The organism is Ventrimonas sp., assembly GCF_048380235.1.
Lineage (GTDB): Bacteria > Bacillota > Clostridia > Lachnospirales > Lachnospiraceae > Brotaphodocola.
Genome location: NZ_DBFCCJ010000077.1, coordinates 109,620 through 124,631, shown reverse-complemented (window position 1 = coordinate 124,631; position 15,012 = coordinate 109,620). Strand labels below are relative to the sequence as shown.

The following is a 15,012-nucleotide window of genomic DNA, read 5'->3' as shown; positions in this document are numbered from 1 at the left end:
AACGCCGTCACCGTGGTGAATTTCTGGTTCACCACCTGCAATCCCTGCGTAGGCGAGCTTTCCGAGCTGGATGCGCTGAACAAGGAACTGGCGGAGAAGGGCGGCTCCCTCATCGGCGTCAACACCTTCACGCTGGACGGCAACGAAACGGCAATTTCCGAGGCGAAGGATGTGCTTGCCAAGAAGGGCGCCACCTATCAGAATGTGTATTTTGACTCCGACAGTGAGGCGGGAAAGTTTGCCACCAGTATCTTTGCCTATCCCACCACCTATGTGGTCGACCGCAGCGGCAATATCGTGGGTGAACCCATCGTAGGCGCCATCACGGAAAAGAAGCAGGCGGAGACGCTGCAAAAACTCATCGACCAGGCTCTTGCCGCCGATATGGGCTGACAAACGAATTTATCTTCTCAGAAAGGAGGGATACACCATGTATCGGAGAGTATTGCCGCTTCTGCTCACCGCGGTACTGCTGCTGAGCGGCTGCGCCGCCGGGCAGAAAAATATGCCGCAGAAAACGGATGAGAAGGAAATGACCGGACAGCCCTCTGATATGTCCGGTGAAGGAAGCATGTATATGGATACCACGGAAAATGTCATATATCTGGCGGGCGGCTGCTTCTGGGGCATGGAACAGCTGATGCAATCCATCCCCGGCGTCATCGATGCCGAGAGCGGCTATGCAAACGGCACCTGCGAGGCGGACGCCGATTACAAGACTGTCTGCAAGGGCGAGACCGGCTTTCGGGAGGCCGTGCGGGTGGAGTATGACCCCGGACAGGTGAGTCTCGACGCCCTGCTGCTGGCCTACTTCTATGTGATCGACCCCACGGTGGAGAACCGGCAGGGCAACGACCGGGGCAGCCAGTATCAGACCGGTGTCTATTACACCAACGTAAGCGCGAAGGAAACGGTGGAGCGCATCGCGGAGATCGAGCGGGGACGCAGTGAAAAGTTCTTCGTGGAGATCGGCCCACTCAAGAACTACTACCCCGCCGAGGAGTACCACCAGAACTACCTCGAAAAGAACCCGAACGGCTACTGCCACATCCCGCGCGCGGAGATGGAGCTGTTTTCCCGGCTGCGCATCGATCCGGGCGACTATCAGAAGCCCGCGGCGGGATCCATCCGGGACAAGCTGACGGCGGAGCAGTACCGTGTTACACAGGAGAGCGGCACGGAGCGCGCTTTCACAGGCGAGTTCTGGGATAAGTTTGAAAAGGGCATCTATGTGGATGTCGTCACAGGCGAGCCGCTCTTTTCCTCCACGGATAAGTACGAGAGCGGCTGCGGCTGGCCGGCTTTCACAAAGCCCATTGAAGAGCCTGCCGTGGTGGAACTGGAGGACCTGAGCCACGGCATGCGCCGCACAGAGGTCAGAAGCCGTGCCGGAGATTCTCACCTTGGTCATGTGTTCACCTGCGATCCGGAGTCCCCCAATGGCGTGCGCTACTGCATCAACAGTGCAGCCCTGCGCTTTGTTCCTTACGCAAAGATGAAAGCAGAGGGTTACGGATATCTTCTGTATCTGTTCGAGGAATGATCAAGTTGTTGCGAACGGTTAGTATGTATAAAATAGCTGGCTACAAAACGGCTACAAAATTCGTAAGAAACCTATGTACAGCCCGAAATACGTGGATTATTTGGACAAAATGCGTATCGAGAGTACATTTTATAACCCTAAATCAAAGCCCAAGACTTGAAGTATAGATAAAAAAATTTAGAACCACTCATACTGTGGTCAAAAGACCTTCCGGCTGAGTGTTACAAGCGCCGCAAACAAGCGGCGCATCCAAAGAGCCTGCTCCACGCAAGCCCGGTCTCATCGTCTCTCGCTGCAGCTATCATGAATGGAAAGTATGTAAACGCGGTTCCACTTTACCGTCTGGAACAGAAGTTCATCCGGAAAGCCAGAAATAGTCCGCTTCGTTCCTGATCATAAAGCAGATCCAGGCAATCTACCGGGAGGAAAGAAAACTCAAAGAACTTTCATCAAAAGAAAGGCTTGTTCAGCGTCAGATGGTTGTAAAACCACTGGTAGATGCTTTGTTGTGTACCTGAAACAACACGAAAGTGAAGTCGGTACGGAAAAACTGAGGGAAGCTTTCACTTATGCATTGAATCATGAAAAATACTTCTGGGTTTTTCTGACCGACGGAGATGTTCCGATGGACAACAATGCATCAGAGCGTGCGATCCGCGGATTCTGTGTCGGCATGAAAAACTGGCAGATGATCGATACCATCAATGGTGCAAAATCATCCGCTATCATTTACTGCATTGCAGAAACAGCAAAAGCGAACAATTTAAAGCCATATGAGTACTTTGAATATCTTCTGACAGAAATTCCGAAACACATGGGTGATACAGACCGATCCTTTTTAGATAATCTGGTCCCATGGTCAGAAATGCTGCCAGAGAGTATTCGAAAGCCAAAGAAGATCAATTAAGCCAAGCCGCAAATGTGGCTTTTGACTGGTTCAGTACTTGCTATGGAGCGTTTACGTTTCAAAAATCTCTCGGAGTCTTACTTGCTTAATTTATGGCTGTGTTATAAACTGACTTTCGTTATATTATCACACAATAACATAGTAAAAACCCTGTTAGTTTTCCAACAGAGCCCTATCGATTATATTTAAGAAGATTCTCTACTCTGAGCTGAGCGCAAATTATATTTCTTACATAACTGTTTATTCTTATACATATAAGCATCTGCATCATCCAATAACATCTGCATTGTACACGCCATATCATCAGAGGATAATGCCTATCCGCATGCATAATCGATTGGTAATTGATTTTCACAACTATTTAATCTCTCTTTTTCTCTGTACAATGATTTTAATATCTCCTTAATTTCCGCCTCACTCGTATGATAAATAACTGCTATAAACTCATCTCCGCCATATCTTCCAACAAAATCCTTTTCTGGAATAACACTGCGCAAAAGCTTTGCGAAATTCAATATCAACTGATCTCCTGCGGAATGTCCCATTGTATCATTTACAGTTTTTAGATTATTTAAATCAAACATTATGCATGCTGTAGAATCTGTAATTATATCTTTTTTATTAAGTAGCTCATTACAGGCATTTTTATTTGGCAGTCCAGTATAGGCATCTATGAATGCTTTTTGTTCCAGCAGTCTGTTTTGCATTGCCATCTGCATTGCCTTTAGAGTCTGCATAATAACCAATATCACCAAACTCAACATATCAAGTGCCGACAAAAGCTCTATGGTACGAATCTTTACAGCGATTTTTTCTGAATAACTTTCTGCTGCAGAGACAGTTTTATCTGCCATCGTAAAATATATTTCACTCATATTAACAATGTCTGTATTTTCGTATCCCTTGCTTCTTACTGCTTCAATTTCTGTTTTCAATTTATCCCAGTAATCACTCTGGATTTGCAATTTTTCCTGATACTCTTCGTCATTGAGTTTTACCAGATCATAATGTCCATCCTGATATCTCAATCCAAGAAGAATATCATCCAAATATTTAATTAATTCGTCATTTTGGTTTCCTGTAATTTCTAATTTTATTTCGCGCTGTGTAGCTCCACGTACCAGACCGGCATAATTTATTACGCGTGCTGTTCCCTGCAGCCTACTAATCTGAATCATCATAAAAATAATAAGAACTACCAATATCAATATAAGGAAACTCTGTATAATACCTATTATATTTTTACTTTTCTTGTTTGTCTGCATTTCACGATTTATCCCGAACCCTAAATAATATTCATTTCAATAACTATGCTATTCATTTACTTTCTCTATATTTGGGACAAATATCTTTAAATGAAATATCATAATCTGTTATGGTAATGGTTTTTTATCCAGTGTAAAAAGTCCCAAGCATTGTGATCAAAGCTCCTACAGACCAATATTTATGTACTTTCATGTAATTCCTTCATTTTTTCAGTGTATTCAATACTAATTATACACTACCACATTCCTATGTCAATATGTCGAACAAGTGATGAACGAGCATACTTAAGTGGCGCTATGTCTGAAACTGGAATGCGCTTGGCTCAGGAATCCATACTTATGCAGTACGGTTATAATATTTCACAAATTGAAGATCTCTCCTCTCTCCGAAAAAGAAAATATTGGCTCTGCTCGTTGATAATAACATTCTCACAAGCAGTGACGTGATCAGTTATCTTGATTTTTTTATAAGCCAAAAGAAACATCAATCCAGATTTTAAAAAGCCATAAAAAATGGGAAGATGATCGAGAGTTTATCGAGAATTACAACACCGGAAACTATGCCAAATATGGTATACACGGAATTTCATTCCGTAAATGAATATGCGATTCCTTCCAGCATGATCATTCAATGCCAAAAACTGGTTGCAACCATTCTGTCAATGTAAATAATGAGTAAAGCCTTGTAATCTTAATTCTATCCTTCTCATTGCATTGAAAATATATATGTTTCTTTTTGTCTACAGTCTGAGGATGCCCAAAAGAGCACCCTCTCAATGCCGCACAGAAACGGCTATTATGAAAAAAGATTTATTATTTGAGACACTTATATTATAGCGCAGGTTTGCATGCAGAACCATCAACTGCAGGTTGAATTAACGTTCTTTTCCGTCCCAAGCACCTGTCTCATCTACATAGTATCTGGTCCACTTCTGTCACTGCAAGCTGAAGTTCACCATCGATCAGTGCTTCCTGCTTATCGTTCCACTTCCAGGACACAATCTTTTTTTCAGTCTCCAGATTCTGTTCCAGTTCCACTTCATCCTTATCTTTCTCTTCTGCATCAGATGGAGAAGCTTTTTGAATATCATCAATCAGATCTTCGTCTTCATAAATCTCTTCGTCCTCATCATCTGGATCGGTCTTATTGGGCTCATCGTTTTTCTGAGCATTTGAATCTGTAGCCTTCTGATATTCCTCGGAGTCCTTCGATTCCAATAAAAGTTCATACTCATCTTCCATATTTCCATAAACAGGAGAACTCGGAAAAACCATTGCTGCTATCAAAAGAATCGCTGTGTATCGTTTTACATTTTTTCTCATACGCAGTTACCTCCATCATTATCTGCTTTCATATTAGCACACAAAAATTTTTCTCACAACAACCTCGGCAGAATCGGTCTAACCTCGACAAAATTGGTATCTCAATCATACAAACATGGTAACAACTTATATCTCAAAATTCCATTAACCAAAAGTTAATATTTATCAATACCCGCTTCGCTCTCCTCTCCGAGGCTCGCTGCACCCGGCTAATCGCCGTCTCACAAATTTTTCCACCACCTTTTTCCTCCGGAAAAATTTAGAAAAAGAAAAATGTCAAAAAAAATGAAACTGAAGCAGAAAAGGGGGTTGTTGCTATTTTTGTCTGCTATTTTTTCCGCTTGTTTTCGTGGAGAGGTTTTGAGAAAAGAAAAAGGGGCGAAATTTTTCTTTCACTTTTTGACAAAGAAAAAAGGGACCCATAACGAGTCCCTTCTGATCAGTTATATTCTGTTCATGATTTTTCCATATATCTGCATTTTGGAAAATTGGAGCACCCAAGAAAAGTTTGTCCCTTACGCTCACCGCGCTTTACGGTTCGGAGCACCAGATTTCCACCGCACCTCGGACAGGTTCCAGGATTTCTATATTTATCTATGCTGATGACATTGCTGGAAACAATCTGTCCAACCGGCTTTTTGAGTTCCTGCTTTTTCTGGATCTGATCGATATGCTTCTGCTTCTCTGCTTCGGATACATGTGCAAGCGGATAGAGCTGATTGTAAAACTTCTCTATTCTCCACCCAGCAAGTTTCTGTTCATAGATAGAAACATTATGCTGTACAGCTGCAAACAACTCGTTCCGTTTTAGCACATGCTGCTTCACATCATTCAGCTGGATATTTTTTAGTTCGCACCGTTCACTGAAAACAATATACGAATGAACTGGCAGCGTTTCATCACCCAGGAATTTCAGCAACCATTCGATATGTGCTTTATTCTGTTTTACTGGATTGTAAAATTTTATCTTCCGAGCACGTTTCCCATTCGGTAAAGTTTGCGTCCACTGATACTGATCTTCAGAACCGAAAATCCAACCGGAATAATTCTTCGATTCAAAGACATAGATTCCGGATTCGTGAATCATCACGGCATCCAGTTCTGTTGTCTCATCATTTTGTTTTGGTATGTAAACATTAAACAGAAATTTCTTTTCTCCCGGCAGAGTTTCCAAACTTTTATAAGTCAGATATTCTCCATACCGGCCTTTATCAAATCTAACAGACAGATATGAATTCCCCGTCTGCTTAAAATATTCTGTCTTCTCGTACTGCTTTTTCTGATACAAGTAAATCAGGTACCAGGCCAGTACTATTAAAATTAGTAATCCCATACTCTTTCCCCTTTCCTCTATAACCAGTATACCATTATTTCTAAAAAATTCCCATCACAAAAAATCTGCGCGCCCTTCCGGCGCTGCACCAGGCTAATCGCCGTTCTCGGAAAAAGAAAGAAAATCCCAAAAAGAAAAAATAAAAATATCCATCAGCTTTTTTGAAGCAGAAAAAATTTTGCTGACAGATGAGGAAAATGTGTAAGCGGATTTTTTAAATTGGTAGAGGGGAGATTTTTATTCTGCAAATTTTCCGCTTGTTTTCGTTTTGGATTTTTGGAAAAGAAAAAAGGGCGGATTCATTTTTCTATTTTCATTCTTGGTCATCTCATCAAAAATATGTGCTCATCCTAAAATCAAATTATCTAATCCACTCATCACAAAATTTGCGACAGCTCAATCACCTCACACAGCAACCACTGCTTCGCGCCCCCGGCGCTGCACCCGGCTTACGCCGTTTTCATTCCGCACAATTTTTTATTCTATTTTTTTGGATTGCTATTTTAGAAAAATGATCTGGCGAATCTAAATGTGCTGAATCAGGATTGGGGATTTTGCGATTGCGGAAATTGAATGTTCCGGATCAGGAATTTGGTAAAGCAGAAATTTGATCTTGCCGAGTGAGGTGTGCGGAAAATATTTTTCAGAAATGATAACTGCAGAAAAATGGTTCCCGTTTTCTTCTGCAAATTTTCCGCTTCTCTTTCTTCTTAGATTTTTATTTTTAAAAATTCAGAGAAGAAAATTGGCGGAAGAAAAATCACGCATCGGATTTTTTGAAAATCATTTTTCCGTTTTGCATTTTTGAAAACTGGATTTTTGATTTTTGAAAATCTTAGATTAGGGAAACGTGTTTTTGTGAAGCAGAAAATTTTCGTTCAGTTCGCAATTCCGAAATTGGATTTTTCAAAAAATGTGAACGCAGAAAAATGGTTCCCTTTTTCTTCTGCTCTTTTTCCGCTTCTCTTTCTTCTTGATTTTGAAATAAAAAATTCAGAGAAGAAAATTGGCGGATAAAAATTTGGACCACAGAATTCACTCTTTAATCCCATTTTCTCTGCTCCTTTTCTGCTTCTTTTCTTCCCCTTTTCCAGTTTCTAAAAAGAATATGGGAAACAGCCCGTAAAATAAAACGCCCAAAACACTTTTTTCACCTTTTAAAAATACTCAAAAATTGTTATATCTTATAAAAATTTCTCAAAAATGCCAGTAAAAAGAATGTCGGCGTGTGCAAACATCTGTTCAAAATCATAACAGATTCTGTATAAAGTAGCAAGGGGGATTGTGCGGGATTATTGTTGGCAGAATTTTTGTAGAATGGAAAAAGGGAAGAAAATTGGCAGAAAAAGAGCAGAAAAACAAATTTCTGCCCTGAATTTTTTTTATTGAATTTTTTGAGGATTTTTATTTCTTTTTCTGAAGCTCATCAATCAGAAATCCAATCGCAATGCCGAAGCAGATACATACCGCCAGATGGTCCGTCGCAATACCAATGATCACGCCAATGATAGTTCCGATCCACCAGGCATCGCCGCCTTTTTTATTTTTCTTTTTAGACATGTTCTTTCTCACTTTCTGCATCTTCTAAATATTCTTCCAAAACACTTTTTCCAAGGCTGCCATCCGGCATCACGTACTGACCGTCCCGAATTTCGTTGATACCGCCACCATAATGCCAGCCTTTTGATTCGAAAAATGTAAAGAGCGCATCGCAAAATTCATCCTCTGTGACAGCTTCTGGGACTTCTACGCATCCATTCAGCTCAAATTCTTTTGACATTGGTTTTCTCTCCCCTTGTGTTGCAGATAGACAAATTGGAATTTATATTTTTTTCTGCAAATAAATCATATCTACCAGTTGAGTACCTGCTTCATATATTGAATGGTCATAATTATCCGTGAAGAAGTTTTTAATGCTATGCGAACGAATAAATCCACACTTCTCATAAAAAGGAATTGTCAACGGACTATCCCCTGTGCCAACTTGAAATATAGAATACTTCCCTTTGTATGTCGTAGCAACGAAGTCAATTAGTGCTTTACCATAACCCTTTCCCTGATATTCGGGTTCAGTTGCAATGTTTTTGATTTCAAGGACACCGTTCCCCTCGTCTGTTATCACACATTCGCACTTAACTCCATCATCGTCCAAAACATACATTGTCCCCTTATTAAGATACCTGTCTATCATATCCTCTTGCTCATTCCACACCAGTATCAGCTGCAAGCTTTAGGCACTCTGTGTAGCAGTTTGCCAACAGGTCTTCATCTTCTTTTGTGACTTTCCATTGTATAATAGGTCCTACCGTATGAAGAATATATTTTGTCGGAAGATTGTATCCCGATGTTATCTTTGCTTTGCCGGTCTCTTCTTCATGCCCCTGCTTTGCCATAATTTCATGCATTTTCAGACGAAGTTCCATTCCAGCATAAGTATGAATAAAGTTATCAATACAGGCATGCATCGGTGAAAAACAACCAAGCATTCGTGCAAATGATGGACTCAAAGGAACCAGAAACTCTAAAAATGCCAACACATATGATATAGCTGCCAGTAGAGCTGTCATTGTTATCGTCCTTGTAGAAACTAAATTTTTTCTTGTTTTAATAGTTGCTGTATTGTTACTCATAAATCTCCTTTTTGTGAGATATGCCTGAATTTAAAACAGCCCGCAGGACGAGATTCCCTGCGGGACTTGTTTTATCATATCTTCTCTCATCCGGACTTTACCGTCGGTTATGGAATTGCACCATATCAGCTTTTGCTCGCAGACTATACTGCCGGTCAGGAATTACACCTTGCCCCGAAGACTGTAATTTTTTCTGTTAATTATCTTTAAAATTCATAAGGTGGATTTCCAGAGAAATCTGCGATTAAACCATGCGGATTTTCAAGATAGAATACCTCAAAAATAGGATTATCTGCTGTCTGGTACTGTCCCTTAACGATAGGGTTGTTCATGCATCCTTCCTTTACACTCTTGTTGTCCTCAAATACTGCTTTACCATGAAGACGAATCCATGCGTATTCAGGGGAAGATACTGATACTTCTACTTCAGGATTCGCTAACATATCCTTGTAAACATCCTTTGTGTTGTTAGTACAGAACCAAAGCTTTCCGTCCTGCTCAAAACAGAACATGAATGGACGGCATTTTGCCTTTCCATCTCTTCCGACGGTTGCTAAATACTGAACCGGGTTTTTCTGTAAAAATTCTACTACTTTCTGCATTTTAAATTACCTCCTTGATATGTTGTAACAACGATTATTACATCTTGTAGCTATACAATATCATCCGTTTAATGTAATGTCAATAGTTACATCAAATTTTTTGTAACTTTTTTTGTTACAACTCCTTTTGAAGATTTTACATTGATTATGAAAAACGAAAAGGCTCCGGAAATTGTGATGATATAATCACTCATCCGAAGCCTTCTGTAGGCTACTCTTCCTCTGTATACACTGCAATATCTTTTTTCACATCAGCAAGTGTCATTTCTGAAAGTTTTTCCTCCATTGCCTTCTGTACTTCTAACAGTCTCTTATCAAGAACATGGTGAATATTCTTTCCTACCGGACATTTCTGATTGGGATTCTCATGAAAATGAAACAGTTCTTCATCTGGTGCACATTCCACTGCTTTATACACATCAAGGAATGTAATCTGCTCCAATGGTCTGGTAATTGTCACACCGCCTGTCCCTCTTGCAACTTCAATAAGACCAGCAGCCTTTAATTGTTGCAATATTTTACGAACAATCACCGGATTAGTTCCAATGCTTGCTGCCATAAAATCACTAGTCATCTTCTGATCCGAAAATGTATCTATACAGGCAAACATATGGATTGCCATTGTAAATCTGCTTGAAATCTGCATTATAAACACCTCTCTTTGACAGTAATCATATCAAAAAACAGATGTAATTTCAATGGTTACATTGTTGTTGAAAACTTAATATAAATACAATCAATAGTCTGCTTTAGAAAAAACAGGAAGATACTTTACAAAATCTTCCTGTTTTCTTTTTGTTTTAGTAATATCCTCGTTCCTCCCGCCAGTCTTTCACATAACATCGGATTCCGATATAGACCACGTGCACAAGAAGTAACAGTAGAATAAGGTTCATCGGAATGATTGATTTTATCCATTTTCCGAAGTAGATTGCAATAGCTGTACTCATTATCGCCATCATGATACTGATGATATCCCAGCAATATTTCCGGTAGATTTTCCCCACCTGATAACCAATCCAGACTATCGGTAATCCCGTCATGATGAATAAAATTCCCATAACAATAACTGCGATCAGCCAGTACACAATCTCGGAAATGATACTATTTGAAATTCTATTGCTTAATTGTCCGAAAGAATCTGCACCTGTCACAAACTCTTGAAGCAGACTTACAATTCCTTTTCCTATCGTGCCGAAAAAAGTGATACTGTCGTTAAGAAAAGCAGGAGAAAGGATAGCAGCGAACAGTGTAGTGGATGTGCTGTACCACGCCAACAAAAACATAATACTTTCATAACCAGTCGTCATATTTTTATATTTTTTCTCCAACTGAATTTTTCGGTTATCGCATTTCTCTTTTGCTTTTTGGTAAACAGTACGGTCACATTTTTCGCATTTCTCATAAGGCACTTTTTTTGCAACAGCTACCTCTACCGTCTTTTGGTTTGTCAGTGCATAAAGTTTTTCCTGTTCTGCTTTTTCATACTTAAATTTCCATGCCACGACTTCTGCGTCGGCTCTTTTCCTGCTGTCTGCCTCGCTGGTCAATCGTTCCTCTGTTTGCCTTAATCTTGTCCGCAATGCTTCGATATTCTCGGCTCTGTTTTCGCTGTTCAATTTCTCGTTCAAGGTCAGCGATTCGCTTAGCTGCCTGTTCAGTTCCTGGATTGTCTGGTCTTTCTGATCCAGTTCGTCCTGCATCTGTTCGGTCATCAGCAGAAGTTCTTCCACCTGCCCGACGTTCTCTAAGTTTCTGCATCCGTTCATCAATCTCCCTCGCTTTCTCTATGGGGAGGACTTATTCTATGACAGGAACCACAATACTTTCCGACGGGAGTATTCAGATTGTTATTCCACTTCCGCCAGTTACCAAGAAAAATCATCAGCAAATCTGCTGGAAAAAAACTGCTGATGACAAGAAAACACCTTTCGTGCGGCCTTCTTCGCAGTACGGACATTATGAAAAGGATTGCTCTGTTTTCTTGAAGTCACTTGGTATTGATCAGCCAGTCAATGTAGCTGCAAAGTTCTATATGCCGACCCGACGGCGTGTGGATCTGACCAATCTCAATGAAGCCCTACACGATATTCTGGTCAATTATGGGATTTTGACAGATGATAACGCTAAGATTATCGTTTCCACCGATGGGAGCCGCGTGTACTGGGATAAAGAGAATCCGCGCACTGAGGTAATTATTACAGCGGTAGAGGGAACATTTGGATGAGAAACCGAAAAACGAACTCAGTTCTTTTTGAATATGAAAAGGAGCCTGAGATTTCTCTCAGACTCCTTGCTTTTTGAATGAAAATATACTATCTTGCCATACCTTCTACATAGCAGCCTAACGGAAGATCTGCCACGCTTCCGTCGTTGAAGAACATCCACTTGCCATCTACCTCAACCCAACCGGTTGCCATGGTTCCTTTTAAAGCACCCTCTGTCGGATTCAGATAATACTGATGACCGCTTGCATCTGTAAATAATCCAGTAGACATGTTCATATCAGCCCCGAAGTAATACCAGTATAAAGTGCCATTGTAGCTGATTTGCTGCCACTCTTCTTTTGCTTTCTGCCCGTTTGCTTTCGTAAAGGTCCAGTTTGCGCCATTGGATCCCCAAGTAGAAGGAGTGCCGTTGCTGCTGGAAGTATCATCGTCATCAGAAGAAGATGTATAAACAGCTTTTGTCTCGATTGCCTTAATCAGCGCCTCAATATTAACGCCGCCACCTGCCGGGATGGTTACGGAATATGTACCGTCTGCATTTTTGACAAGAGATGCAGTTGCCTTGCCAGCTTTAATCTCGGATACTTCATAACCGTCCTTTGTTGCAACGTGAATGGTAATGGTTTCAGTAGCTTTTCCAACTTCGTACAGTCCACTCTTATCTTTATCTAAGGATCCACCACCAACTTTGGTAACAGTGATTGTACCATTTCCGTTCAGGCTCTCCGTATTGGTGCTGACAATGTATTTGATATTGTCAAGAACTTCCTTCTTCAGATCATCTGAAACTTTGGTTGGGTCTGTCCCGTCCGGAGTTCCCATAATATCCAGTTTATTGATATTTTCAATTTCACCGATAATGATTTCCGGTAAGTTGGTCACTTTACCTTCATCATCAATTCTTACTGTTATCTGAGCGTTATTTTTCTCATTTTCAATTTTTCCGGCAATCGCAAGTTCTGAATCCGCATTTTTGTTCTCTGACACGTCTAAAATAACATCCTCGCCACCAGCCGCTTTAACATTGCCGCCAATGATTGTAGTCGTTTTTTCCGTTCCGAAAATTCCAACAGTTGTGCCACCGTTACTCGTTATATCTCCTTTTATAGAAATATCAGAATCTTCATTTTTAATCCCAGAATATCCATATGCGTTACCATCTACGCTGACATTAGCATCCCATGCATCAACTGCCGTTGATTCCGTACTTTTAACATTGCCACCTACAATTACGTCAGCATTTTCAGCATACACTCCGGTTCCTTCTGCTGATACATTGCCACCTACTGTAACTTTAGCAATTTCTTCTTTTTTACCAGCATCTGGATTTTCAGTAGTTCCGATTGCTCTTACTCCTGCTTCTTTACCGCTTACATTGCCTCCTACTTCTACGATTGAATCATTTGAAGCATCAACCCCGATAAAATCATCAGATGTAACGTCACCTTTCACCGTAACTTTAGTTGCTCCGGTTGCATCTGTAGCTCTATCTGTTTTATTCGCTTCTACACCCGCATTATCTTTTGATGTAACATTTCCTTCAACGTCAACAGTAGCTCCGTCCACTGCTTCTATGCCCATATCTTTTCCTGATACATTTCCACCTACAGACACTTTGGAGTCATCGGCCCGTACTCCTCCGTCGCCTTCGACATTTCCTGCCACACTGACTTCTGATTTATTGTCTGCTTCTATCGCATTATTGTCTTCTGCTTTTACATTGCCGCCAATATCTGCTTTTCCATTGTCAGCAGACACACCTACTCCTCCCGTGACGTTTGCGTCTACATCGCCTTTTACAGAAACAGAATCTCCCTCTGATACGGACACCGCTGCATCTGCCTCACGATCAGACGCGGTTACAGAATCTACCGTCGTTCCTGAACTGTAACTACTATCACCATCAATCACCACTTCTGCCATTGCAGGCATAGCTGCTGATGCCGCCAGAATCGCTGCCATCACCAAAGCTGCATATCTTTTGTTTTTCATACTCGCTACCTCCGTCGTTATATTATCCATATCCGAATAATGTTATGAGACAAGTATAGCACTATTTTTTGAATAATAATACAGTTTTTAGACACTTTTTGCTAATTGATAAATTTTTGTGCACATTTTTCTAAATACCGTTATTATGGCATTTTATCGTCTGATAATTTAAGGTATGCATAACGCTATATGGTAAAAATAGACAACTGTTCATATTCCTGCTTACGTTCCAGAAGAGGAGATGTTTTGCGAAGCAACTTCTCTGCACTCTCCCAATCCTGAATCCATGGAATAATTTCTTCCGGTTTTAAGATCAGCGGCATCCGATCGTGAACCGGACACATAGACTCATTCGGGGCAGTTGTGAGAATAGTGAATTGATTATAATGCTCTGTTGGTTGCCAGATTCCGGCCATATAGAGAATTTTTGATTCTGTCATTGTAAAGGTAACCTTCTCTTTGTCCTTATTCCATGGCATGTTACCCTTGCTTTTAGGCAGCTTTACGACAAATAAACCTCTTTTTGCTCGTTCAGCATCTTCCAATACTCCTCGATGCCGCACAAATAATATTCCCTATCTATCTCAGTCACCATTATATCTAAATCTTCCCCAGCATACACCGTCTGCGTATTTACCACATTCCGACCAGCCGTTTCATACTCTATCTGGCACATTCGCCCTACCGAAGAAATTCGAAACAACTGATCAGCACCCTTAAAAGCTGCAAATTTATATGTGATCACTATCTCTTTCTGGATATCCACACCAATATGGTTCTCTACCCATTCCGTAGCGTTTAAAACCATTTCAAATTTTCCTTATCATTTGTATAATTGATATTTCTTACTGATTGCATTCGCAATAGTTTGTGCATCGATACGATTGTCTTCTAAAACCGGATACGCTGCTTTCAGGCCAGAAGAATTCTGACCTAACGATAGCAAATAATCTAAACGATCGGTAATCGGTTGGATATAACAACCAACTTTTCTAAGCCGATACATTTCACGGTTACGAGCTACCAGACGGTTGTATATAAATCTCGCAACACCATCGTTCACGGCAATCATATCCTTCTGTTCATTCGTTGGATAAATCCGCAGTTTCAAGCCAATGATGTAGGGCATATCAGCAATCGGACGCACCTTGCTTCCTCCTCTCTGTATGATTACATACAGAGAATGGAA

At 40.9% G+C, this 15,012-nt stretch carries 17 protein-coding genes, 3 pseudogenes and 1 riboswitch; of the genes and pseudogenes, 4 read left to right on the top strand and 16 right to left on the bottom strand.

The window, feature by feature from the left end:
* The 3 genes and pseudogenes from ACMP1L_RS12830 to ACMP1L_RS12820 form a co-directional block, all read left to right on the top strand.
* On the top strand, positions 1 to 393 hold a 393-nt coding region (locus ACMP1L_RS12830; protein ID WP_418453255.1), incomplete at its 5' end, for a TlpA disulfide reductase family protein.
* 37 nt (positions 394 to 430) lie between these two features.
* Complete coding sequence (gene msrB / locus ACMP1L_RS12825; RefSeq protein ID WP_418453254.1) at positions 431 to 1,543, top strand: peptide-methionine (R)-S-oxide reductase MsrB; 1,113 nt, start codon at positions 431 to 433, stop codon at positions 1,541 to 1,543.
* 377 nt (positions 1,544 to 1,920) lie between these two features.
* Positions 1,921 to 2,450: pseudogene (locus tag ACMP1L_RS12820) on the top strand (IS66 family transposase); the annotation flags it as partial.
* A gap of 185 nt (positions 2,451 to 2,635) precedes the next feature.
* Here the strand turns inward: ACMP1L_RS12820 and ACMP1L_RS12815 are convergent.
* The 12 genes and pseudogenes from ACMP1L_RS12815 to ACMP1L_RS12760 form a co-directional block, all read right to left on the bottom strand.
* A pseudogene (locus tag ACMP1L_RS12815) lies at positions 2,636 to 3,715 on the bottom strand (GGDEF domain-containing protein).
* Between the two features lie 124 nt (positions 3,716 to 3,839).
* Positions 3,840 to 3,908 carry a DUF6219 family protein gene (locus tag ACMP1L_RS12810; protein ID WP_418453257.1) on the bottom strand — a complete coding sequence of 23 codons (69 nt, stop codon included), beginning with the start codon at positions 3,906 to 3,908 and terminating at the stop codon, positions 3,840 to 3,842.
* Positions 3,909 to 4,621: 713 nt separating this feature from the next.
* A complete protein-coding gene (locus tag ACMP1L_RS12805) occupies positions 4,622 to 5,038 on the bottom strand; it encodes a hypothetical protein (RefSeq protein WP_418453251.1) in 417 nt (138 codons plus the stop codon).
* A gap of 454 nt (positions 5,039 to 5,492) precedes the next feature.
* Positions 5,493 to 6,371: an NERD domain-containing protein gene (locus ACMP1L_RS12800; protein WP_418453250.1), complete on the bottom strand. Its 879-nt coding sequence runs from the start codon at positions 6,369 to 6,371 to the stop codon at positions 5,493 to 5,495.
* 878 nt (positions 6,372 to 7,249) lie between these two features.
* Complete coding sequence (locus tag ACMP1L_RS12795; protein ID WP_418453249.1) at positions 7,250 to 7,423, bottom strand: hypothetical protein; 174 nt, start codon at positions 7,421 to 7,423, stop codon at positions 7,250 to 7,252.
* A 352-nt stretch (positions 7,424 to 7,775) separates the two neighbouring features.
* Complete coding sequence (locus ACMP1L_RS12790; protein ID WP_418453248.1) at positions 7,776 to 7,931, bottom strand: hypothetical protein; 156 nt, start codon at positions 7,929 to 7,931, stop codon at positions 7,776 to 7,778.
* The gene (locus ACMP1L_RS12785; RefSeq protein ID WP_418453247.1) at positions 7,924 to 8,151 is read right to left on the bottom strand and encodes a hypothetical protein; all 228 of its coding nucleotides are present in this window, start codon (positions 8,149 to 8,151) and stop codon (positions 7,924 to 7,926) included. Before ACMP1L_RS12785 ends, ACMP1L_RS12790 begins: the two co-directional genes overlap by 8 nt.
* Before the next feature lie 42 nt (positions 8,152 to 8,193).
* Positions 8,194 to 8,598, bottom strand: coding sequence for a GNAT family N-acetyltransferase (locus ACMP1L_RS12780; RefSeq protein ID WP_418453246.1), 405 nt, complete (start codon positions 8,596 to 8,598; stop codon positions 8,194 to 8,196).
* Positions 8,576 to 9,001, bottom strand: a pseudogene (locus ACMP1L_RS12775) (macro domain-containing protein); the annotation flags it as partial. The gene ACMP1L_RS12780 and the pseudogene ACMP1L_RS12775, both read right to left, overlap by 23 nt.
* Positions 9,002 to 9,075: 74 nt before the next feature.
* Positions 9,076 to 9,187, bottom strand: a riboswitch (FMN riboswitch).
* Positions 9,188 to 9,207: 20 nt separating this feature from the next.
* Positions 9,208 to 9,603, bottom strand: a complete 396-nt coding sequence (locus ACMP1L_RS12770; RefSeq protein ID WP_004844992.1) for a pyridoxamine 5'-phosphate oxidase family protein — start codon at positions 9,601 to 9,603, stop codon at positions 9,208 to 9,210.
* Positions 9,604 to 9,814: 211 nt separating this feature from the next.
* Positions 9,815 to 10,249, bottom strand: a complete 435-nt coding sequence (locus tag ACMP1L_RS12765; RefSeq protein ID WP_009243644.1) for an Rrf2 family transcriptional regulator — start codon at positions 10,247 to 10,249, stop codon at positions 9,815 to 9,817.
* 154 nt (positions 10,250 to 10,403) lie between these two features.
* Positions 10,404 to 11,372, bottom strand: a complete 969-nt coding sequence (locus ACMP1L_RS12760) for a DUF6040 family protein (protein ID WP_418453244.1) — start codon at positions 11,370 to 11,372, stop codon at positions 10,404 to 10,406.
* A gap of 38 nt (positions 11,373 to 11,410) precedes the next feature.
* Here ACMP1L_RS12760 and ACMP1L_RS12755 point away from each other — a divergent pair, with 38 nt between their 5' ends.
* Positions 11,411 to 11,830 carry a RusA family crossover junction endodeoxyribonuclease gene (locus tag ACMP1L_RS12755; RefSeq protein ID WP_177303982.1) on the top strand — a complete coding sequence of 140 codons (420 nt, stop codon included), beginning with the start codon at positions 11,411 to 11,413 and terminating at the stop codon, positions 11,828 to 11,830.
* 88 nt (positions 11,831 to 11,918) lie between these two features.
* Here ACMP1L_RS12755 and ACMP1L_RS12750 read toward each other — a convergent pair whose 3' ends face one another.
* From ACMP1L_RS12750 to ACMP1L_RS12735, 4 genes are all read right to left on the bottom strand, one after another.
* Positions 11,919 to 13,823, bottom strand: a complete 1,905-nt coding sequence (locus tag ACMP1L_RS12750; protein ID WP_418453243.1) for a hypothetical protein — start codon at positions 13,821 to 13,823, stop codon at positions 11,919 to 11,921.
* 185 nt (positions 13,824 to 14,008) lie between these two features.
* Positions 14,009 to 14,368, bottom strand: coding sequence for an SOS response-associated peptidase family protein (locus tag ACMP1L_RS12745; protein WP_418453242.1), 360 nt, complete (start codon positions 14,366 to 14,368; stop codon positions 14,009 to 14,011).
* Positions 14,326 to 14,631, bottom strand: coding sequence for a hypothetical protein (locus ACMP1L_RS12740; protein WP_418453241.1), 306 nt, complete (start codon positions 14,629 to 14,631; stop codon positions 14,326 to 14,328). Before ACMP1L_RS12740 ends, ACMP1L_RS12745 begins: the two co-directional genes overlap by 43 nt.
* Positions 14,632 to 14,646: 15 nt before the next feature.
* A complete protein-coding gene (locus ACMP1L_RS12735; protein WP_418453240.1) occupies positions 14,647 to 14,970 on the bottom strand; it encodes a helix-turn-helix domain-containing protein in 324 nt (107 codons plus the stop codon).
* Positions 14,971 to 15,012: the final 42 nt, after the last annotated feature.

Coding starts and splice junctions, on each gene's coding strand:
- msrB (WP_418453254.1), top strand. CDS start 431: ATGTATCGGAGAGTATTGCCGCTTCTGCTCACCGCGGTACTGCTGCTG.
- ACMP1L_RS12805 (WP_418453251.1), bottom strand. CDS start 5,038: ATGAGAAAAAATGTAAAACGATACACAGCGATTCTTTTGATAGCAGCA.
- ACMP1L_RS12800 (WP_418453250.1), bottom strand. CDS start 6,371: ATGGGATTACTAATTTTAATAGTACTGGCCTGGTACCTGATTTACTTG.
- ACMP1L_RS12795 (WP_418453249.1), bottom strand. CDS start 7,423: ATGGGATTAAAGAGTGAATTCTGTGGTCCAAATTTTTATCCGCCAATT.
- ACMP1L_RS12790 (WP_418453248.1), bottom strand. CDS start 7,931: ATGTCTAAAAAGAAAAATAAAAAAGGCGGCGATGCCTGGTGGATCGGA.
- ACMP1L_RS12785 (WP_418453247.1), bottom strand. CDS start 8,151: ATGTCAAAAGAATTTGAGCTGAATGGATGCGTAGAAGTCCCAGAAGCT.
- ACMP1L_RS12770 (WP_004844992.1), bottom strand. CDS start 9,603: ATGCAGAAAGTAGTAGAATTTTTACAGAAAAACCCGGTTCAGTATTTA.
- ACMP1L_RS12765 (WP_009243644.1), bottom strand. CDS start 10,249: ATGCAGATTTCAAGCAGATTTACAATGGCAATCCATATGTTTGCCTGT.
- ACMP1L_RS12760 (WP_418453244.1), bottom strand. CDS start 11,372: ATGAACGGATGCAGAAACTTAGAGAACGTCGGGCAGGTGGAAGAACTT.
- ACMP1L_RS12755 (WP_177303982.1), top strand. CDS start 11,411: ATGACAGGAACCACAATACTTTCCGACGGGAGTATTCAGATTGTTATT.
- ACMP1L_RS12750 (WP_418453243.1), bottom strand. CDS start 13,823: ATGAAAAACAAAAGATATGCAGCTTTGGTGATGGCAGCGATTCTGGCG.
- ACMP1L_RS12740 (WP_418453241.1), bottom strand. CDS start 14,631: ATGGTTTTAAACGCTACGGAATGGGTAGAGAACCATATTGGTGTGGAT.